The sequence below is a fragment of the Pseudoalteromonas sp. A22 genome, assembly GCF_018141345.1.
Lineage (GTDB): Bacteria > Pseudomonadota > Gammaproteobacteria > Enterobacterales > Alteromonadaceae > Pseudoalteromonas > Pseudoalteromonas maricaloris.
This window is the reverse complement of the sequence record NZ_CP047238.1, coordinates 623,210-643,838: the sequence shown is the minus strand read 5'-3', so window position 1 is coordinate 643,838 and position 20,629 is coordinate 623,210. Positions and strand designations below refer to the sequence as shown.

Sequence of the window (20,629 nt, the reverse complement as noted above, 5' to 3'; positions counted from 1 at the left end):
CCTGTTATTCAAAGCGATAAGAGAGCAGCTCTATATCACGAGCAGAGAACTTTTCAGTAAACTGAACCCCTTTATCGCTGTATGCACTCTGATAGTCTACCTTATTCTTATTACATAAGTTTAACACTTTCTTAGATGGAGACTTATTTACATGAGGTAAAAGTTTATCATCACCAAAAAGTTGTAGAGATAATGTCTTAAAGGCTTCATTTATCATTTCAAATCGACCGATGAAATCAACTTTAAAGACATCTCTGTGATCAAATATACACTCAGTTTGAGGAATAATATGTCGATATAAATCATCTCCATTAGCATAATTGTCTTGTGTTTCCGTTGGAAACCTTTTTAGCAAGAAGTCATCAAGACTACAATTATGCTGGCGATAACAATATTCAGACCAAACTCTTTGCCAAGGATTCCTAACAAAGGCAAATTTGAAGAGCTCTCGTCATAGTCCACCTCCCCCTGTCTACCAATACGGGTTTTCGCATCACATGGCCACCGTGTTTTCATCAGACAATTTGTGAATTTGTTTAAGATATTCGAGGTAGGCGGGGATAGGCTTGGCACCAGCGCCTTTATCGCCATAGTGCTGTTTGAATCTGCCTCTAGGCGCAGTCAATCAATGAGTTTTACTAGTTTCGCGAGTTCATAACGCGATGAAAAGATATCAATAAACTCGACTTGAAACAGGTGTTTTTGTGGTGCTTGCATGGTAGGTTTTATTTTTACACTCAAATTGCAATGTTTTGGCTGTGTGATTCAAAAAAGCTGCAATTTAAAGGTAGCAAGATTGTTTAGATCTTCAAGTAATTCAATAAATTAAATTGGTTTCAGGCGCGACTAATTATTCCGTGCTAGGTATCTTGTAGCAAAAAGCAATTGTTTAAATTTATGACCTAGTTTTATTTTTCTCTAATAACAAAAAGGCGAGCTAAGCTCGCCTTTTATAAACTAGAACTAATATCAAATATTAGTTGTTAGTTTTGAAAGTACCTAAGTGGATACGGTCTTGACCGTCAACATCAACCTTAGCACCGCCGTATACGTGAACGTCTCTTGAAGGAACGTTAGTAACGATTTCTAGAGCTACTTTGAAGCCAGACTTTTCTGAATCATAGCCTTCAGCTTTAAGTGCATCAGTAACGATGTTAAGCATGTTTCTTACACCTGGTTTAGCGTCTTTAACACCTGCAGCCGCTAGTGGTTGCCATGCGTTGTGCTCGTCTTCAACCATGTAACGTACAGTGATATCACCAGTACGAGTACCAGCGTTAGTGTGACGTAGAATTGGTTGAGTGTTCGGACCAAACGGCATGTAAGGAACGATAACTACAGAACCATTAAGCGTCCACGCACCTGCGTTTGTAGCAGATAGTGCTGGCATGTTTACAGCAGCTGTAGAGAATGCTTTGTTGTCTTTAACATCAACAGCAACAGTGAAGTCTTGAACTGGAATCATTAGATTCTCAAGTTTGCCTTCATCGTGACCAGGAACGGTAAATGTGATTGTTGCAGAAGTATCAACTGCACCAGTTACTGTGCTAACTACTGTTAGTTTAGTCAGATCTGTATTTACAGCGTAAGACTTAGCAGCGTCGTCTGTTAAGCCAGCAACTTTCACAGCTTTACCAAGTTCAGCAGAGCTTAGTTTACCATCTTTATTGGTATCGATGTCATCATCTAGCATCCAAGAGAAGTCACCAGTAATAGTGTAATGTACTTCAGCTGGAGTAAGCTCTAGGTTGTCAGTGTTTTTCTTCATTGCAACTACTAGTGCATCGCTAGTACCAGTAGCAAACTCTTGACGATCTTTACCTACATCGATAGCTGCATCTAGAAGAGATGAAACTGACGCTGTGTATTGGTTCACAAGTGTAGTAATAACACGAGCTGAAGCCACGTCGAAATCAGTACCAGAAGTGTTAGTTGCGAAAGAATCAACACTTACTGCTGTGTCTGAAGAAAGACCTTTAGAGTCAAGGAAAATACCACCTAATTGTAGTACCGCACCACCTTTAACAAAGTCGTTTTTCGCGTTTACTGTTTGAACAGTAAAACGTACACGGTCTGCTGTGATATCTAGGATATCAAAAGAGAAATTACCTGGAGCAGTGCTCAGACCATCGTTACCAACAGTGATTGTAGGAGCAGTTGTCTTAGTAAGGTCAACTTTAGCACCAGAAAGGTTTACAGTGATAGTATCTTCATCTTTGTAACCACCGATACCAGCAACGATAACAGGCTTGATTTCAATCGCTTTAACTGAAGAGTATTCTAGACCATCTTTAACGCTTGATGTAGATAGACCTGGTTTAACAGAAGCTGTACATACATTATCTGCAGTCATTTTAACTTCTGTTTTATTAAGACCGCTTAATGCTGCAAATGCTGCTGTATCGCCAGCTTTACCAGAAGCCGCCACAGCAAATTTACCGTCATTAGAAAGTGAAACACCTAAAGCTGACGCTAAAGCTGTACAGTTGTCAGTGTTTGCACCACCAAAAACTTTATCAGTACCTAGTGCTTCACCAGCTTCGCCTTTCGCGTTTGCTGTGATTGATTTTTCAACGTCAGCTTGAACAGATGTTGATGCTTTTGTGTAAATTGTTGCAGCGTTTGCAGATACTGCTACGCCAGATACTGCTAGCGCTAGTAGAGTTCTTTTGAACATATTTCCATTCTCCAAGTTTCATGAAACTGAAATAATAGTTTAGAGTGTTCTATCATTTCAAATAATTTACTTGTTATTGTACTTAGGCCGTCGCCTAAGCAACAACCAAACAAATTAAGCAATCGAGAGTGTAACCATTGTTTTGTAAATTAGTCAACATCGGCACCACTTTTCGACTACAAAATAAACAACTTACTAAATTATCCATTTTTCAGTTGCTTTCAATTTGCTTTGTTAGTTATAAGTTAGTTAACAAAACAAGAATCGTACTGAGTGTACTCAAGTTTCTCCCAGCTATCAAGCGAAAATAGCGTAATAAATATATAATTTTCCTAATTTTGAAGCTATTCGAACCTATGTGTACAGCGTTCTGTATTTCTACACGTAAAAATACTACGACAAGTCTAGAACATTATTATGACAAGTAGTGAACACCTAAAACGAAAGTTGCTCAAACTTAGTCCTAAACGCTTCTTTTATGTCTTTCCATTCGTCGTTAGATTGAATAACGCGTGGCGTAACGAGAATAACCAACTCCGTCTTATCGCCATCTTTAGTATCTGCGGAGAATAATTCGCCCAAAATTGGCAGATCTTTAAGTATGGGTACACCAGAGTCATTTAATGAGCGGTTTTCACTGATAATTCCACCAAGCACAATAGTTTGGCCACTTTCAGCAACCACTTCTGTCTTTATGGTTCTGTCAAAAAGTGATGGATTTCCACTTGTCGAGGTAGTCTGCTGTAATTCATTTGAGACTTTCTGAGATATCTCCATGAGTACAACACCTTGCGCGTTCACCGTTGGCTTTACATCAAGCTGTAGACCTGTCTTTCGGTATTCAATTGATGTGGTTTGTCGCTCTCCATTAATTGGGTCTGAAGTTGTCTGGCCTATAATTGGAATATCTTTACCTACATTGATCGATGCTTGCACACCATCTCTTACAACGATAGATGGGCGGGATAAAATATTCACAAGCGAGTTCTTCTCAAACAAATTAACGGCGACTTTCCCCCTATCTCCGGTCAGGGCATAGGATAATCCGCCAAAGCCGCCCTCCCCCATAAAGGCACCTTCCGTGCTTAAGCTATAATTACTGCTTCCTTTAAGTAGAAACTCCACCCCTTGTTTAAATTCATCTGTCATAGACACTTCAGCAATTACCATCTCAAGCATCACCTGTTTTGGTAATATATCTAATCGCTTAACTAGTGGTAGAATTTGCTGGTAGCTTTCCCCCGTTGTATAAAAAATAACGGAATTAGAGCGTTCGTCAATAACCATTTTCAGGTCTTTATTCGATGCGCTTGTGACACTTGGGCGTGACGCGCTTGAAGAGGCCTCATTGGCGACAGAAGTTGAGTTGGAGAAACTCCCTCCATTACCAATTAACGCTTCAAGGCTTTCTCCCATATCCACTGCACGTGAATATTTAGGTTGGTAAATAAAATACTGTTTTTCAGCCGTATTAATCGGTTTATCCAGTTCTTCAGCCCAAAACACGACCCTGTCTAATAATGAGCGCTCATTCGCAAACATGATCAAGCGATTCTGCTGCTCTATATTAACCACGGTTACGGTGCCAGCCGTTGAACTCCCGGTCTGTAGGGTGATCCCTTCTTGTTTAAGCAGCTCTGTCAAACTGTCTAACATTTTCTTTGTTGGCATATATACAGATTGGTATACACCTATTTCACGGTTAGCAAGACTAGGCCTGTCGAACATATTTATGAGCTCAAGCGCTCTAATGATCTCGTTTCTTTTTCCGTATACATTTATGGCATTTCTCTCTACATCAGAAGAGGCTTTTATACCGAGCATTTGCCTTAATGTGTTCGCCATCCCCATTTGCATACCATAAGTGAATGGCACCATTTGAATAATTTCATTACTGGTTTGAGGTACATCATCTACAGACTTTCCATATCCAAACACTACATCTTTAAGCGTGCTATTACTGTCTTCTTTTTGATGCACGTAAAAAATATTATCTCGAAACCTTAACACGTAGCCTTTTTCTTCCAACAGCTCGCGTGAAAGTAGAAATAACTTTCTTTCACTCACTTGATCTTGAATATTAAGCGTTATCGTTTGATTATCATCTTTAAGCTCATCAGATAACACATAATTTAGTTTCAGCTGATCGCCTAAAACATAATGTAAAAAGTGAATTATCCTAAGCGATTCTGCACTAACAGAGAGCATTTCTGTATTTGAAAACCTATCGATAACATCATCTGTTACTTTTGATTCGTTGATGTATGTACGATATTTTGGCAAAAATTGTAGCGAACCATCCGCTATCCTTTCTTTATTGTTAACGCTTGTTTCGCCAAGAAGTTCAGCCCCCTCAACTTCAGTATTACGAATATTTTGCTCGATATAGGATTTGTCAACATTATACACTCCGACATCTTTGGGATTTGTGGACTTGCATGCCGAAAGAGTGAGTACCGTGATCATACTAAAGCAGAATGACTTATTAATTTGTTTCATGAGCTTTACTGCACCTCTTGTGAAGCTGTTGGAAGTTGGAACATCGTTAACTGTATTTTTTGTTCACGGCTTTCAATTGTTCGAGTTAGTTCTATACTCAATGTGTTGATCACTCTGACTTTAAAACTAAACAAATCACTATTATTTGTCACCTGTGAAATAGATAACTCACCAGTTTGCTTATTTTCCACTTCAATAATAACCTGAAAACTTTCGCCTTTACTGATAACTGCCTTCAACTTTAGAACATTGTTATCAACAAAAACTTCTGTCAACGAACCACTTTGGGTGTATTCGTCTTCTTTTGTAAACTGTTTTTCTACCGGTTCAGACGATTCGACTTCTTCATATCTATATCCATCAAAACTTTCTTTATACTTAGATATAGTTTGGTTTGAAATCCCCCACTGAACTCGTGCCAATGCGCTAATATCGACTTCATTAGGCGATATTTCGCTTGATGCCCAAAAGGCTTTATCACTGAAGTCTATAACACAAAAGATTATGGTTAGACTCATGGTTAGCATAACAATTTTTGGATAAATCCCGCCCACTTTAGTATTCATATTAGCTAGAACCATGATTACTCCTGAAAACCGGCACTATTGGGATCAAAATAAAACTTACGATTAAGGTATACACTAAAAATGCCAAGCTGTTGTTCTCTTTGACCCCGAAAAGATAATCTAAACTCTGAGTCAATTGCTAACTTATCTTTAGCTTTTATATCGAGCAAATAGTCAACAATTTTATCGCCATCCCCTTCTATTTGAAGCTCTAAATCTAATCGGCCAAGTCCAGAAACTGGTTCGATAAAAGGCGTTTTCCAACCAAAGCGTTTAATTCGCAACTCTTGACTTTCAGCTAAAGACTGCCATCTAGTTTGCTCTTCTAACTTAAAGTCTTCTATATTTTCTACTTTATACAGTAACCGCTCAACATCATCAGCAACTACTTGGAGTTGCTCTGAGGTTGCATTAATATGTTCTTTATTTTCTATAACTGATTTTGCCTTGTTCAACTTCTTTTGAGCCAAAAGGAGCGCTTCCCCTTTTGATTCTTGCCAACTTAATACTGGCACCACAACGAAGTTTAATATAACCAAACACGCGATTATAGTTAATGAAACACGGTATTTATATAACTCTTTCATTTATTTACCTTTTCAATAACATGTGTGTTGCTTAACGTAAAACTAATAGTAAACCTTTCATTTGCCCGACTTTGGACTACAGGTAAATCAAACTTGGCATCACGAACGCTAGGGTGCTCTTTGACAATAGCCAATATATCTGTTGCCTTTTCGGCTTCAGCTCTAAACACAAACCGCCCTGACTCAAACAATAGGTTCGACATTTTTACCTTGTTAAATACATTTGTCATGACATAAAGTGCAGCTGGATAGTTTGCATCTTGAGATACAAGACGGTTAATTGCATCTAACTTCGTTTTGGTTTCATCAAACTTATTTTGATTTTCAATTAATGAAAAAGCAGAAGACTCGATCGATTGGTATTTAGAAGTGACATAAAGCTCTTTCCCGATTAGATATAAACTAGATGCAGACAAATATATAAACAAAACCAAAGAAAGCGGTAGTATAACGCTATTTGTAAGCTTTATCTTGTCAATCCCAGCCGCTTGACTGTTAAAAAATGACAAGCAAAGTCTAAGTGAGTTAAAGCTCGCCAAATTAGTAAGACTATTTATTAAAAGTGAGTTGTCAGCTGATTTAAACTGTTGAGAAAAATGCTGGGGTTCACCGATTGAAAGCAAAAATTTTTCGGCTGAATTAATCAGGCCAAATTTCCTCGTAACCTGAAAACTTCCTTCTGAAAAGCTCATATAGTAACTGCTGCGATGCCCTTCTACCTCCAGAAATCTAAGCTTATTTGCACACAAATAAAATAGCGCTTCAGGTACAGTGAATACACCTTTTGGCACTGCATCACTGAACCGCCAATAGTTTACCTCAGTTTTTTGAGAGAGCTTTTTACCAACAGTCCAAAATTGCCCTGTGTTGCGCTTAAGCTTTAATGCTCTTCTTACGTCAGCATCCGTGGTAAAAGGAACCGTTCTCAACTCTGTTTTGTAATGGTCACTAGACACGATCACCACTAAAGGAGTTATCTCTTTTTGCTCAACAACACATAGCTGCTTTTTATTAAAGTCAATTGCCTTTAGTTCACCATCAAAATAGTAAACTCCTTTACTTAGCAATTTATTGCACAGATTTTTTATTTTGCTTAACAACTTAATCACTACCTTATGCTGGACTCTTCTAATAACACGACCGGTTTTTTGCTTTTACTGTATGGACTCACATTCAATACATACTTTCTTCTGATAGTGATGTCCTGTTCAGAATATTCTAATAAAACGCTAAACCAGTTTGAAGGAGAAAAACGAATACCATCCCCCCTGACGACCCCAGTCAAATTTTGAAATTGATTAACCGTCAGCTGACCATTATCCCTTAAAGCTACTATATTATCACCATAATCTTCGCCCACCTCTGCTCTCAAAAGGTTGTCAGGCGCTGTTAACGGATTGAACTCACCATTAAAGTGGGTAGTAAATAACGAAGTTACCTGCTTGAGCATTTTCTCATCTAAAGAACTAAACCAGCTTAGTTCACTAATCTGACTCACCAACCCATTTCTTATTTTATAGTCTACTACTCCATCGATACCGACATCAGCGGTAGAAGAGTCTTCATCTTGCCAATCTCGCAGAGCGCTTATTAACTTTAGCGCTTGAGTTTCGTTCATCCCTAGTGCCTTTAATGCACGTGTCATTCTCAATGAACTATAGTGATGTATGCTAATTAACCCAGCATGGTCTTGAATAGAGGCATACACGTTTCCCTCTAGCGGAAATTTCTTTCCATGTAGATTCCAATTTCGTCGGTTGTCTTCTTGGTCAAAATTGTTGTGAGCATCGACCAACTGCTTCGAATTCGTCAACAATTGGAACTCAACTTCTGCTTTAGCTGATTGCAATGCAGCTTCTGCATTTGCTCTGAGCTTTACTCTTTCAGTCTGCTTGATTTTAGCGCTATTAACTTGCTGAATGTACAAAAGGAAGAGCGAAATCATGGCTACCATGATAAGGACCTGTACTAATGCGATGCCACAACACATTCTAGACTTCATCCAGTAGCCTCCCGATATAAGGAGAGATATGTCGATGCGCCCCTTTTTCCGTATCCACCTTTATTACGGCACTTCCCTCCTCGGTTGCTATGCTCACAAGAATGTATAAAGGCAGCAATTGAGTGGTACTTGAAGAGTACTTTTCCATTAAATTGGGGGTTGTGCCAATACTTCCCGATTCTACTTTTTCGGTAATGCTATTCCAACCATAATATTGAAAGGTGACGTGCTTTATGTTATTCAGCAATACAACACTTTTCTCAAATTCAATTGTATCTGTAGTCTCTAAAAGCCTCATTTTATTAAAGTTATTGTACTGATAAACTAATTGAAAGCCCTCACCTTCTGGCTCTATAAGTATGCGAAAAATTTCCTCTTCATACATCAGACCTCTTTTTGTATATCCTAACAAAGCGTCGTTGTTACCTTCAAATAAGATAGTAGGGGTCCGAGGTGAGGTTGAAGTATTATAGATAACAAAGGGAGATATGCCTTTAAAAATAGATTGTAAAGCAATAAGACCAGAAGACAGTGATTCAACTTTTGAGAAGGAGCCTAACTCTTTATTCCAACGGTTTGCAAAAAACTGATAGCTAAAGCTACCTACTAGCATCAAACTTGACATAACCGCCATAGCTATTAGCAGCTCCACAAGTGTGTAGCCTTTAAGACTTTTCATGCCAATACAGCTCTTTGAATTTCATTGTGTCAACTAACCTTCCAAACTGAAAAGTGGCAGAAATTTCTAGCACTTCAAATTTGTCTTCAAAATATTGCATTTGGTTTTCGTCAAAATTAAATACCGCCGGAGGTGCTCCTTTCTTAATCACATTAGCTTCCCAGCTCACCATAACGCCCATATTCGAAAAGCTTCCTTTTCTTTCTCCTTTCCTAATTTCACTTGAAATGAAATCCAACGATAGCATCTTAATCGCTGAGATTTTTATATGGTCCGCAGCTTTCTCCGATGAGATAATTGCCCCTTGAAAAACTTGTGTGCTTAACGCGATGGTCGAAAAAAGAATTATGGACGCAATTAATACTTCGATCAGTGTAAAACCCTTAATTGAATGCATTTACAGGCAGTCCTTTATATTCAGGCCACATTGAGACAAGTTCGATTGTACGCATTTGGTCATTCACGTAATAATTCAAACTTCTTGCACTGCTATCCCCTGTAGCCCCAATCTCAATTTCTCCAGTTTTAAATCGAAGCACTCTAAACTCTTTTTTAACAATCTGTTTCCCACTTATCTCTCTAACAACCAGAATGTTATTTGCTTCGGTGCGAAATAATACTCTCTCATTAAGCCAAAATGCTGTTTGACTGGCATTCTCAAATAGCTTAAGGATTTGAGCAGCTTCTATTTTAGCTTCTGTTTTTTCTACCTGAGAAATTACCATTGGACCTACAAAACTACTAAGTAGCCCAATCAATACCAAGACGACCAGCAATTCAACCATAGTAAAGCCACGGCTCGTAGACATTATCTAAATCCCAATGTCATTCATTGATACCATACTCAGTAACATCACAACTACAACTCCCCCAACGAGTAGGCCCATAATCAATATCATAATAGGCTCGAGTAAAGACGTCAGTTTTTGAGTCCAGGATTCAAACTCACTTTTTGAACGGTCAGCAATTTCATTAAAGATCAGCTCTAAATTATTGGATTCTTCACCTACTTCCAATAACGAAACAAAAAATGCAGGATAGAGATCTGTTTGATTTAAGGAAGAAGATAGTTTTTCACCTTCATTAACCTTTTTTCTAGCCACTTCTATTTGATTGGCTAACTCGATATTACGTAAGTTTTTTTGTGCAAACCCTATCGCCTTGTCGACGACGACCCCTGACTTTATCATCATCGTTAAAGCACTATTAAAGCGAATACGTTCGACCAATAAGATAAAATGGGAGAGCACCGGGATTCTTAAAGACTTTAAGTTCAGCCACGATTTGAAGGCATTGTTTTTTTTTGTGAAATTAACTATCCCATAAGCTGATAACAAAACTCCACCAATTAAATAAAACTGATAATTTTGCATCCATTGACTGGCATCTAACATGAGAGAGGTATACCAAGGCAGCTCTTTCATTCCTTCAAACATCACTGCCATTTTAGGAATAATAAAGTTAAATATAAAAAATACACTGAGTATACAAACAGCAAAAATAACTGCAGGATACGTAAGTGAAGATATGATCTTATCTTTTAGCTGCTTTTTAAACTTTAAATCGTCCGCTAGGTCCTTAAAGACTGCACTCAACATCCCCGACTCTTCACCTAATTGAATAAGGTTACAATAGAGGTCATCAAATATCGGTGAACTTTTTTTAAATGCTTCAGATAGCTTTTCACCCGACTTAATTGCGCTTAATATTTTTTCAATTAATCTGACCAATTGAGGCTCAGATTTAGAGTTTTTAATAATCTCTAAACTCTTATCTATTTTGACTCCAGAGGCCAAAAGTAAGCTGAGTTCAGATGTCATAAATTCAAGTTCTGACAAGCCAACTTTACTGCCTCCAAAAAGAGTTATCCCTTTTCGCTCTTCCTTTAATTCAATTACGGTTATATCTTGCGCTTCCAACAATTCAATGGCTTGAGTTTTGTCTTCTGCCTCTACATTCCCTTTAAGCTTTGCACCACTGCCATCATAGCCTCGATATATATAGTTCATTAACCCGCAACCCTGAGTACTTCCGCAATCGTTGTTTGTCCCTTAATAACTTTTAATAATCCGTCTTCAACAAGTGTTCTTCTACCTGAAGCTAAATTGTGTTGTCTTGCAACTGTAACGAAGTTACTGTCTTTTGGAGTACTTCTTATAAAATCGTCACAAGGTAAATATTCGATAATGGCAAGCCGGCCTTTAAAGCCTGTAAAACCACAATTTTCACAACCTACACCGGCCTTCGGCTGTAGAGTTTCATTGCATTTGTCTGCAAGATCATGAAGCAGGTACTTCTCTATAATTTCTTGCTCCAAATTCACGGGTTCAGAGCAATGAGAACAATTTTTTCTTACTAAACGCTGGGCGACAATAGAGACTAAAGCTGCATTTAAAAGAAATTCTTCCACACCTAAGTCTAATAGCCTAGTATAAGCACTCGCAGCATCGTTAGTGTGAACAGTTGAGAATACCAAGTGCCCAGTCAACGCTGACTGCAACGCTATTTGTGCAGTTTCTTTATCTCGAATCTCACCTAACATTATTACATCAGGGTCTTGACGCACTATAGAGCGTAAACCAGACGCAAATGTAAAACCAATATCGCTATTAACTTGTACTTGGTTGATTCCAGGCAGTTGATATTCTACAGGGTCTTCCAAAGTAATGATCTTTACATCATCATTGTTTAGTTCATTAAGAAATGTATACAGTGTGGTTGTTTTACCGGACCCTGTAGGGCCTGTCATCAGTATAACTCCCGCAGTCTTCTTAATATCTGCACGTAAAGCGGTTTCTATATCTGGTGATAGCCCTAAAACATTTATATCGTAAGTGACATTCTCTTTACGAAGAAATCGCATTACGACCGACTCACCTTCGTTTACAGGTAACGCAGAAACACGAATATCAATTTCTTGACCAGCAAGTTTAAGCTCAATTTTACCATCCTGCGGGCGGCGCTTTTCAGCAATATCCATCCCAGATAAGATTTTTAATCTGGTAACTACAGGCAGCTGCATCGATGACGGGAGTTTTTCTATATCCAGTAGTACACCATCGACCCGATAGCGAACACGACAACGCCCTCTAAAAGGTTCAATATGCATATCCGATGCACCTTCCCTCAAGGCGCGAGTCATTAGGGAGTTCAGCAAATTAACAATCGGAGCTTCTGATGCTAAATCCCTTAGCCTTTGTTCTTCTGAACCCGAACTAACCTCATCTACGTTGCTTTTATTTGTAGAGTATTCAGAAAGAATTGATTTAACTACAGATTCCGACGCTATTTTGATAGTACAGTTGATTTCATGCTCTGCAAGCCAGTTATTTAAAACTGGATTCAACGGATCAGAAGTAACAAACTCAAGCGTTTCATTTTCACCTCTCAGAACAAGCCAGTTGTGGCTAGCAAAATAGGTGAAATATTGATATTCAACAAAAACTGAAAACTCCGAATTGATATCAAACAGAGATAGCTCTAGATATGACGCTAAAATATCAGGAATTAGGCTGTCATCTAAAATGCCCATATTCACCAAAATCTCTTCTAGCTTTCCACCAAACTTTTCTTGATATGTCAGAGCTCTACGAACATCTGAGTCCTGTAGTTCATAGTTATGGACTAGAAAATCACTAAATAAACTCATTTGTGAATAATATCTCGGTTATCGCCTTCACCACCCTCTTTACCATCAGCACCAAAGCTAAACAGTGAATATGGTTCACCATTATTTCCTGGTTGAGAATAATTATAACTATTACCCCATGGATCCAAAGGGATGTTTTTTGGTAAATAAGGTCCATCCCACCTTGGATTGTCACTCTCTCTTAGCTCGTTTAAGCTTTGTGGGTATGTACCAATATCAAGGCGGTAAGTATCAAGTGCAGTTTCAAATGCATTCATCTGTGCCGCAGCGATATCTCGAGAGGCGCTTCCAAGCTTGTTGAAAAATTTTGGTGCCACTAATGAAGCTAGCAAGCCTAAAATTACGATCACAATTAACAACTCCATCATGGTGAAGCCGTTATGTTTATTCTTTGCCTTCATATTGTTTTTCATTGAACTACTCTTTAATTTTTTTGATAAAGACGTGCTTTCTTAAAAACCGTGCTACCTTCCATGCGTGTTGAATACAAGCAGAATAGGCAACAAAAATACCGATAAATAAGACTAACATAAACCAATGGGGAATACCTATCAACTCTCCAACAATCCCTATCGACGCAAGAAATACAGCCAACATTGATATCGTAATTAAGGCCTTTCTGGAGCTAAAACCTATACGCATGAAGACATGATGTAAATGATCTCTGTCTGCTTTGAATGGAGAATGGCCTTTTTTAACACGCCTAATGATAATTGCCATCATATCCATCAGTGGAATAGCAATTATCCAAAGCGCAGTAACTGGACTGAAAGCGTTATCTACTTCTGATTGAGTAGCTATCATTAACAACCAAATGACGCTCAGCCCAATGAACATAGAGCCCGCATCACCCATAAATATTTTCTTATTTCGGTGACCCAATACGCCTAGGTTGAAAGCGAGATAAGGAACTATGGTTGCAATAATGATTAACGGTAAAACCGACAACTGCCCACCATTAACCCCCATTAGTATTAAAATGGCTGCAAACGTTGTAATACTCATGGCACCAGCTAGGCCGTCTATACCATCAATCATGTTAAAAGCATTTATAGCAGCAATAACAGCAATGACTGTAAAAGGGATACCCAACAACCCTAAGTCAATAGAGCCAAACCCAAACAAATTGCCCAAGTTATGAATATACGCGTCGGAGCCCCACATCATAATGAGTGCAACTAACGCCTGAACACCTAAACGGATCTTGACTCCTAATTGGCGATAATCATCAATTACCCCAAGAAGGACGATAGCAGCAGCACAAATTAAGTAAACTATCAGCTTTTTCTCAAGTGGCAAAAACACAATGATTGAAGCCAACACTGCCACAAAAATCGATACACCACCGATAAGCGGAATAGCACCCACATGCTTTTTTCGGCTGCAGGGTACGTCAACTAAGCCAAAACGCTCAGCGACAGGCTTAATCATAAAAATTGAACAGTACGATGCTAAAAATGCAAAGAAAATGACCATAAAGATCCACATGCTTCCATCATTATCTAATTAACGCGCCATTGTAATAGAAATTAAATTTAAACTAAATTGCCAATAACACTAAATAACAACTCTCTACCCTACCCAAAAATTACTTTCTGAGCACAAAATGTCTGAATAATAACAGAACAAACGCAAGTACGCTGCCTAAGAAAGTAATAGCAAGGCAAATCAATGCACGCTTTGGTCCAGCTTTTTGGATCGGTAGAATGGCAGGATCAATTGTCTTAAACACATATTGTGACTGTGTTTGCGCTAGCATCTTTGCCTGCTCTTGTTGCTCGATCAGCTGGTAAAATATCTTCTGCATATCTGCAACCGATGTTTCCGCTAATGCTTTTTTTAAATACTCTATTTTTACATTGGACTCTGCTACTGCCTCAGCTTTCATGTAATCGTTAATTTCCACAACGATGTTTTCAACCATTTCCTTCGCTAAGTAGGGGGAATAATGAGTCATTGCAATAGTAATTAGTCCCTTTTCCTTTTCTTCAATCACAGCTAAGTTTTTTGCTCTGATATGTTCATATACTTCTTGAATGCCTGGCTCGGGCTTAAAAGGTGCTGCAACATCTCTGAGCCAAGTACCAGCTTCTTTATCATAAACTTTACCATTGTATATCAGCTGATTACTACCCAGATCCCAGCCTTCAGTAGCTAGTAGTTTTGGCTTTAACTCATATTTTTCAACAAAGTTATTTAAAAACGAGCGGCTTTGCATTACTTGAAGCGCAAGAGCAGATTTATCACCTTTTCTTCCCCCCAAATTCACCCCTGCCATTGCAGCTAAGCCGCCAAACTCCGATTTCAAATTTGAGAGCATGCCGCCTTGAGTATCTTCAACAGGTGAAAGTAATACTGTCGCTTTATAAGTATTCGGTAGAGAAAGTGCAAAAAACACACTGGATACAGCAAATACAGCAGTGATTAATATAATTAGCCACTTTCCCCTCCAAAGCACTGACAAAATTTCAGTCAAATCAACTTCATTTTTTTTAATGATATCAGCTTCAGTCATCTGTTTATTGTTATCCATTATTTGTTAAGCGTTGCAATTGAAGCCGCAGCTAAGCCAAGCTGATAAATAATCTGTGTCGCAGTACTCCACAGTGTCAAGCTATCAATATGTTGAGCGTCTAGAGGTACAACGATCGTGTCGCCCGGCGCTAGTTGGCCTCCATGGCTGCTGACTGCAAACCATGATCCTGAACTTGGTAATTCAACTGAACCATTAGCTTTTATGATATAAATACGCTCATCATCCGCTTTTTGCTTTAATCCACCGCTAGCTTTAATGTAGTCATCAACAGACTTGGATGAATCGAATAAGTGCGTTGCAGCCAGATTAACCTCACCAATGACACTAACAGAGTCTTGCATCGCTGGGATATATAACGCATCACCATCTTCTAACTGCAAAGATTGGGTCGAACGTTTATCAAGATCAATAACTAAACGTCCTAACGCCTCAACCTTCGATAAATCTTTTAATATTTGATCCATATCTTCATATGGCATAGAAGTATTTGCAGTGGCACTTTTTTGGAAAGTATTAGTAATGATATCGCGTCTTAACTCTTGAGTTAGGCGTTGAATTTGAGAAGTTTCTTTACGCTTGATAGATTCACGCGTAAAAATTGCCGCTTCTTTATGTGCAAATTGATTAAAGCCACCAACTCTTTCTAGTAGGCTATCAAGTGTCTCACCACGCTTAATGGTGTACGTCCCAGGGAACTTAACCTCGCCAACAACCTTTACTTGTAGTCTTTCTTGCCAATTAGGTCTTGGGAAAATGTTAACAGTATCTTTGCTCGTCAGTATTTGAGTTGGATTAGCCAACTCGTTCAACCCGTTGAGCTGGATATGTTCTACCTGTTTACCATCATTATAAACAACTCGAGTTAGCTCAACCTGCTCGAGATACGCAGCTTCTAGAAATCCACCGCCAGCTTGCACCGCCTTTTGGAAATCTGCATTTTCAGATAATGGATAAACACCAGGAAACTTTACTTGACCGTTTACCGCAAACAATTTTGCAGGTTCGCTAGGTGTTGCCTGTCTCTGTAGCTTAGCAACAATTGGCGCAAGTAGCTTTTGACGACTAAATACCGCATAGTCTTCTTCTTCTACTTCTTCAGGCTTTTGAAAAAGTGCATCAATACTTGTGATTAATTTAACTTCTTCCTCAAGCTCAAATAGTTCATCTTCTTTCAAACCAATATATTTTAAGAACTCATCACGCTCAAATTGCTCCCATAATTTCACGTTTTCGCGTAGTTTCAGTTGCTCTTTGTTATACGCGAGGTCTTCTAATAACTGTTCTTCTTCTTCTTTAAGCTGATAACGGCTAAATACGACGATTGTATCGTTAGACTCGAGCTCTATATCTCCCGCTTTACCGTTAAAAATATCTTGTAAAGAAAACTGATGGATAGCGATGTCGCCTTCAAAGTTAACTTCACGAATAATCAATGAGTAGCCAAAATCTGCAATGGATAGCAAGTCTTCACGTGGCGCACTGAAGATATCTTTGAGTGTCTTACCCTGATGCCATTCATAATGACCTGGGCTGGTTACCGCACCAACTACAGTAACGGTATTTTGGAAACGAGTTGAAGCCGCGTTGACCGAAATTTCATCACCGTTTTGTGGTTTGTAGCTTGTGTTTTCAGTAAAGTTGTAGTTTAGGGTGATGCGCCTTCCATCACCGTTGTAGCGTGAGACAACCACTTTCGATTTATTTGCATTGGCTTTGAAGCCTCCTGACATAGCCATCACACTCTCAAGCGAGTCAGATTCTTTAAGCTCAAAGATAGCTTGGCGGTTAACTTCACCTTTTACTTTTATTTTCTTAGCCGCTGGCGGAATAAAAACAACATCGCCAGGCTTTAAAACCACATCATCAGAGCTATCACCAAATAGCAATAAGTCATAGAGATCGAAGGTAGTAACTAGCTTACCAGCCCTTTTGACTTGGATTTTTCTCAGCGAACCATTATCACTCACTCCACCAGAAACAAACAGAGCGTGTGTGACAGTGGCGAGAGGAGACACTGTATAGCTACCAGGCTTATAGGCTTCACCCACTACCATAATACGCATAGGGTTAAGCTCACCCATCGAGACGAAAGCTTGAACACCGATCATTTCCTCAGAGATTTTTTTCGAGATCAGTGCTTTCAATTCCTTAAATGATAAGCCAATTACATGAATTGGGCTTAGGTTAGGAATTGCGAGACGTCCTTCACGATCGATTTGTACTTCGTGCTCTTCATTGGTTTTACCATACAGGTTGATTTTTACTGTATCTCCAATCCCAAGCAAGTAAGTATCAGGAATAGCAGCCAACTCAGAAGGAATAAAAGTCGTAGGCTCACCAGCAAAGAGTTCATAACCAAAAGGCTTAAGCTCTTCTAACTTTGGTTTGAATTTATCCTCTTCTTCTTCCTCTTCCAGTAACCCCTTTTTGTCACGTGGTAAAATCGAAGATTCCTTCTCTTCGTTCTTTTTATCACCTTTTTTGTTGTTATCTAACGCACTTATATCGAAACCATAACGTTTTGCTAAGGCTTCTTGTTGTGCTTTGGGGAGCTTTTTAAACTGCTCTATTTGCTGTTTACTGGGTGTTACCGCTATTGTTTGATGTGAGATCAAAAAAAGCATTGAGAGGAGTAGTAGTCTGAGGAACTTCACGTAAATCTCTTCCATTGTGGATTTTTGTTAAACTTCAGGCATTCTACCGAAGTTTGGAAGAATTAAAAGGGCACTGAGGTGCCCTTTGACAAGATACTTGTTAGAAACTGTAAACCAAAGTAAGTGAGGTTTCTGTATCTGTATTTTCTTTATCGTCTGCTACGTCTGAGTTGTGGATGATGTTGTATGCCACTTTCATCTGTAGAGAGCCGTTGATTTTAGTCAACAATGCTGTTTCAGAGGTTGTCTTGGTGTTGGTATCACCATATTCAATCGCGATAAGCTGCGTAAAGCGTGCGTTTTCTGAGATCTGCCATTGGTAATCTAGTTTACCAACACCGATGAACTCGCTTTCAGAAGTACCAGCAAGTAATTCTCCGTCATCGTCAAGTTCAGTGCTATCGTCTTGGTGCTCAAAACGTTTTACACCGGGACCAATTTCAGCGTTAAGATACATGTCGTCGTTTTCGAATAAACGCTGACCGTAACCCACTGAAATAACAGCTTCACTGCGGTAAGCACCAAAGTAGTCTGAAACATAAGAGCCAAACACGAATAAATGGCTGTTATCTTCATTTAACTTGTAGTTACCTTGAACTGATGCTGAGTATTTTTCGTTAGTACGAGATGTAACATCTACACCCGCATCGTTTTCACGCGTGTCTTCTTTGTAGAAGCCGTCTAACTTGTACTCGTTATTCCAGTTAGTTAGGTTGTGCTTAGCTTTGATCCCACCTTTTAGGGTTGTTGTTTCTGTGTTACCACTGGTGATAATCGCACCCACTTCACTGGTTACATCCCAAACTTTCTTTGGCTTCTTAGCTTTGCTTTCTGCCGCTGCATTAGCGCTTGCTGCAACAAGAATACAACAGGTTAAAACCTTTAATTTCATTTCTAACTAACCTTTTACTGATCTTTGTGTAGGTGAACATCCATTTGCGGGAATGGAATGGTGATATCGGCTTCGTCTAGCGCAATTTTAATATTTTCCACAAGAGTGAAATACGTTGGCCAGTATTCTTCTGTTTTAACCCAAGGGCGAACGACAAAGTTAACACTTGAATCCGCAAGCTCTAGTACCGCAACATTGTATGCTGGTTCTTTAAGAATTCTTGGTTCATTGTCTAGTACAGACTTTAATACTGCTTTTGCTTCTCTTAGATCTGCGTCATAACCAACACCAATAACAAGGTCAATACGACGTGTTTTTTCACGCGAGTAGTTAACGATTGCACCAGACATAATCGAAGAGTTTGGCATTACAATCACTTTGTTATCAGGAGTGCGTAGCTCAGTAGAGAAGATTTCTATCTTTTGTACGCTACCCGCTCTACCGCCAGCTTCAATATAGTCACCTGACTTGAATGGACGTAGCATAATAATAAGTACGCCAGATGCAAAATTAGAAAGTGAACCTTGCAGCGCAAGACCAACAGCCAAACCTGCGGCACCTAGAATAGCAATGAATGAGGTGGTTTCGATACCAACCTGAGATAATGCCATAAGCAGTGTCGCGGCAAACACAATCGCATAAGCAATATTGGCAACGAATGAGCCTACCGCTTTATCTACTTTGCGTTTACCAAATGCTTTTTCGGTGAGATCAGCACTGAGCTTAGCTAGTTTTAAGCCAACGAAGAAAATTATTAGTGCTATAACGCCTTGAAGCACATAGTGTAAGATTAAATCTGAGTTCTCATTAACCCATTTCCAAACAGCTTCCATACTCATCCCCCTTTTTATATTAAGCAGTTATTTATCATTAGATCGGCTGGATCATACATAGGATATATGAATATTTGCTGTATGCGGAAATAATCTCCGAAAAAAAACTTTTATTAAGTTTTTTCGATATTTCCCTTTGCATTTGGAAAAAACTTATGTATTATGCGCGCCACACCAGACAAGGTGTTCAAGTCTTTTGTGGCGGCTGTAGCTCAGTTGGTAGAGCCCTGGATTGTGATTCCGGTTGTCGTGGGTTCAAGTCCCATCAGTCGCCCCACTCTTTCTATAAATGTATTCCACATTTTTTATTTTTACGCACATTGCACCCCTACACACTAAACAGCAAGCACCAGATATCTGCATAGCAATGGTTTTATATCGCGATTTAAGAATGAAAACCTCGCTGCATAAAGCAGCTCCTACACGACCAACACCAAACAACAAGCACCAGACATCTGCGTAGCAGCGATTTTATATCGCGACTGAGAATAAAACCCTCGCTGCATAAAGCAGCTCCTACACGACCAACACCACACAATAAGCACCAAACAACAAGCGCCAAACATCTGCGTAGCGGCGATTTTATATCGCGACTAAGAATTAAACCCTCTCTACATAAAGTAGCTTCTACACTGCCAACACTAAACAACAAGCACCGAATATCTGAGTAGCATCGATTTTATATCGCGACTGAGAATAAAACCCTCGCTGCATAAAGCAGCTCCTACACGACCAACACCACACAATAAGCACCAAACAACAAGCGCCAAACATCTGCGTAGCAGTGGTTTTATATCGCGACTAGGAATGAAACCCTCGCTGCATAAAGCAGCTCCTACACGACCAACACCACACAATAAGCACCAAACATCTGCGTAGCAGTGGTTTTATATCGCGACTTAAGAATAAAACCCTCGCTACATAAAGTAGCTCCTACACGACCAACACCAAGCAACAAGCACCAGACATCTGCGTAGCAGCGATTTTATATCGCGAATAAGATCTCAGCATTAAGCCGGTTTTGCAGATAAGGGAGTGATTTAGGCATAAAAAAT

At 39.2% G+C, this 20,629-nt stretch carries 17 protein-coding genes, 1 tRNA gene and 1 pseudogene; 1 reads left to right on the top strand and 18 read right to left on the bottom strand.

The features are described from left to right. Nucleotides 1-4: 4 nt before the first annotated feature. From GSF04_RS07665 to GSF04_RS07580, 18 genes and pseudogenes are all read right to left on the bottom strand, one after another. Nucleotides 5-385: pseudogene (locus GSF04_RS07665) on the bottom strand (hypothetical protein); the annotation flags it as partial. A gap of 591 nt (nt 386-976) precedes the next feature. Next, on the bottom strand, nt 977-2,677 hold the full coding sequence (locus tag GSF04_RS07660; protein WP_211859174.1) for a hypothetical protein: 1,701 nt from the start codon (nt 2,675-2,677) through the stop codon (nt 977-979). 435 nt (nt 2,678-3,112) lie between these two features. Continuing rightward, entirely contained in the window at nt 3,113-5,176 is a 2,064-nt protein-coding gene (locus GSF04_RS07655; protein WP_039494215.1) for a secretin N-terminal domain-containing protein, read from the bottom strand. 5 nt (nt 5,177-5,181) lie between these two features. Further along, complete coding sequence (locus GSF04_RS07650) at nt 5,182-5,757, bottom strand: hypothetical protein (protein WP_211859173.1); 576 nt, start codon at nt 5,755-5,757, stop codon at nt 5,182-5,184. A gap of 2 nt (nt 5,758-5,759) precedes the next feature. Further along, nucleotides 5,760-6,329, bottom strand: coding sequence for a hypothetical protein (locus GSF04_RS07645; protein ID WP_211859172.1), 570 nt, complete (start codon nt 6,327-6,329; stop codon nt 5,760-5,762). Then, nucleotides 6,326-7,438, bottom strand: a complete 1,113-nt coding sequence (locus tag GSF04_RS07640) for a hypothetical protein (protein ID WP_039494212.1) — start codon at nt 7,436-7,438, stop codon at nt 6,326-6,328. Before GSF04_RS07640 ends, GSF04_RS07645 begins: the two co-directional genes overlap by 4 nt. Beyond that, nucleotides 7,438-8,283: a type II secretion system protein GspK gene (locus GSF04_RS07635; RefSeq protein ID WP_165383822.1), complete on the bottom strand. Its 846-nt coding sequence runs from the start codon at nt 8,281-8,283 to the stop codon at nt 7,438-7,440. The genes GSF04_RS07640 and GSF04_RS07635 overlap by 1 nt, the downstream gene beginning before the upstream one ends. 37 nt (nt 8,284-8,320) lie before the next feature. Beyond that, nucleotides 8,321-9,010, bottom strand: a complete 690-nt coding sequence (locus GSF04_RS07630) for a type II secretion system protein (protein ID WP_211859171.1) — start codon at nt 9,008-9,010, stop codon at nt 8,321-8,323. Next, complete coding sequence (locus GSF04_RS07625; RefSeq protein ID WP_211859170.1) at nt 8,997-9,407, bottom strand: prepilin-type N-terminal cleavage/methylation domain-containing protein; 411 nt, start codon at nt 9,405-9,407, stop codon at nt 8,997-8,999. The genes GSF04_RS07630 and GSF04_RS07625 overlap by 14 nt, the downstream gene beginning before the upstream one ends. Beyond that, nucleotides 9,394-9,819 carry a prepilin-type N-terminal cleavage/methylation domain-containing protein gene (locus GSF04_RS07620; protein WP_017217147.1) on the bottom strand — a complete coding sequence of 142 codons (426 nt, stop codon included), beginning with the start codon at nt 9,817-9,819 and terminating at the stop codon, nt 9,394-9,396. The genes GSF04_RS07625 and GSF04_RS07620 overlap by 14 nt, the downstream gene beginning before the upstream one ends. A 3-nt stretch (nt 9,820-9,822) precedes the next feature. Beyond that, a complete protein-coding gene (locus tag GSF04_RS07615; protein ID WP_017217148.1) occupies nt 9,823-11,019 on the bottom strand; it encodes a type II secretion system F family protein in 1,197 nt (398 codons plus the stop codon). Beyond that, nucleotides 11,019-12,659, bottom strand: coding sequence for a GspE/PulE family protein (locus tag GSF04_RS07610; protein ID WP_193522402.1), 1,641 nt, complete (start codon nt 12,657-12,659; stop codon nt 11,019-11,021). Before GSF04_RS07610 ends, GSF04_RS07615 begins: the two co-directional genes overlap by 1 nt. Further along, entirely contained in the window at nt 12,656-13,072 is a 417-nt protein-coding gene (gene gspG, locus GSF04_RS07605) for a type II secretion system major pseudopilin GspG (RefSeq protein WP_052258245.1), read from the bottom strand. The genes GSF04_RS07610 and gspG overlap by 4 nt, the downstream gene beginning before the upstream one ends. A 4-nt stretch (nt 13,073-13,076) precedes the next feature. Continuing rightward, nucleotides 13,077-14,147: a UDP-N-acetylglucosamine--undecaprenyl-phosphate N-acetylglucosaminephosphotransferase gene (gene wecA, locus GSF04_RS07600; RefSeq protein WP_039494208.1), complete on the bottom strand. Its 1,071-nt coding sequence runs from the start codon at nt 14,145-14,147 to the stop codon at nt 13,077-13,079. 100 nt (nt 14,148-14,247) lie between these two features. Further along, the gene (locus GSF04_RS07595) at nt 14,248-15,192 is read right to left on the bottom strand and encodes a Wzz/FepE/Etk N-terminal domain-containing protein (RefSeq protein WP_039494207.1); all 945 of its coding nucleotides are present in this window, start codon (nt 15,190-15,192) and stop codon (nt 14,248-14,250) included. After that, entirely contained in the window at nt 15,192-17,819 is a 2,628-nt protein-coding gene (locus tag GSF04_RS07590; protein ID WP_211859900.1) for an SLBB domain-containing protein, read from the bottom strand. Before GSF04_RS07590 ends, GSF04_RS07595 begins: the two co-directional genes overlap by 1 nt. 130 nt (nt 17,820-17,949) lie before the next feature. Next, a complete protein-coding gene (locus GSF04_RS07585) occupies nt 17,950-18,741 on the bottom strand; it encodes a DUF481 domain-containing protein (protein ID WP_010368621.1) in 792 nt (263 codons plus the stop codon). A gap of 14 nt (nt 18,742-18,755) precedes the next feature. Next, entirely contained in the window at nt 18,756-19,574 is an 819-nt protein-coding gene (locus GSF04_RS07580) for a mechanosensitive ion channel domain-containing protein (RefSeq protein WP_010368624.1), read from the bottom strand. A 201-nt stretch (nt 19,575-19,775) separates the two neighbouring features. On the opposite strand from GSF04_RS07580, the gene GSF04_RS07575 reads away from it, so the two are divergent. Beyond that, nucleotides 19,776-19,851 (top strand) — tRNA-His (locus GSF04_RS07575). The last annotated feature ends 778 nt before the right edge of the window (nt 19,852-20,629 follow it).

Bases quoted from the DNA above. Each gene is read 5' to 3' on its own strand.
- GSF04_RS07625 (WP_211859170.1), bottom strand. From the start codon at position 9,407: ATGCATTCAATTAAGGGTTTTACACTGATCGAAGTATTAATTGCGTCC.
- GSF04_RS07585 (WP_010368621.1), bottom strand. From the start codon at position 18,741: ATGAAATTAAAGGTTTTAACCTGTTGTATTCTTGTTGCAGCAAGCGCT.
- GSF04_RS07580 (WP_010368624.1), bottom strand. From the start codon at position 19,574: ATGGAAGCTGTTTGGAAATGGGTTAATGAGAACTCAGATTTAATCTTA.
- GSF04_RS07595 (WP_039494207.1), bottom strand. From the start codon at position 15,192: ATGGATAACAATAAACAGATGACTGAAGCTGATATCATTAAAAAAAAT.
- GSF04_RS07660 (WP_211859174.1), bottom strand. From the start codon at position 2,677: ATGTTCAAAAGAACTCTACTAGCGCTAGCAGTATCTGGCGTAGCAGTA.
- GSF04_RS07615 (WP_017217148.1), bottom strand. From the start codon at position 11,019: ATGAACTATATATATCGAGGCTATGATGGCAGTGGTGCAAAGCTTAAA.
- GSF04_RS07610 (WP_193522402.1), bottom strand. From the start codon at position 12,659: ATGAGTTTATTTAGTGATTTTCTAGTCCATAACTATGAACTACAGGAC.
- GSF04_RS07635 (WP_165383822.1), bottom strand. From the start codon at position 8,283: ATGGTAGCCATGATTTCGCTCTTCCTTTTGTACATTCAGCAAGTTAAT.
- GSF04_RS07590 (WP_211859900.1), bottom strand. From the start codon at position 17,819: ATGCTTTTTTTGATCTCACATCAAACAATAGCGGTAACACCCAGTAAA.
- GSF04_RS07620 (WP_017217147.1), bottom strand. From the start codon at position 9,819: ATGTCTACGAGCCGTGGCTTTACTATGGTTGAATTGCTGGTCGTCTTG.
- wecA (WP_039494208.1), bottom strand. From the start codon at position 14,147: ATGTGGATCTTTATGGTCATTTTCTTTGCATTTTTAGCATCGTACTGT.
- gspG (WP_052258245.1), bottom strand. From the start codon at position 13,072: ATGAAAAACAATATGAAGGCAAAGAATAAACATAACGGCTTCACCATG.
- GSF04_RS07645 (WP_211859172.1), bottom strand. From the start codon at position 6,329: ATGAAAGAGTTATATAAATACCGTGTTTCATTAACTATAATCGCGTGT.
- GSF04_RS07650 (WP_211859173.1), bottom strand. From the start codon at position 5,757: ATGGTTCTAGCTAATATGAATACTAAAGTGGGCGGGATTTATCCAAAA.
- GSF04_RS07655 (WP_039494215.1), bottom strand. From the start codon at position 5,176: ATGAAACAAATTAATAAGTCATTCTGCTTTAGTATGATCACGGTACTC.
- GSF04_RS07630 (WP_211859171.1), bottom strand. From the start codon at position 9,010: ATGAAAAGTCTTAAAGGCTACACACTTGTGGAGCTGCTAATAGCTATG.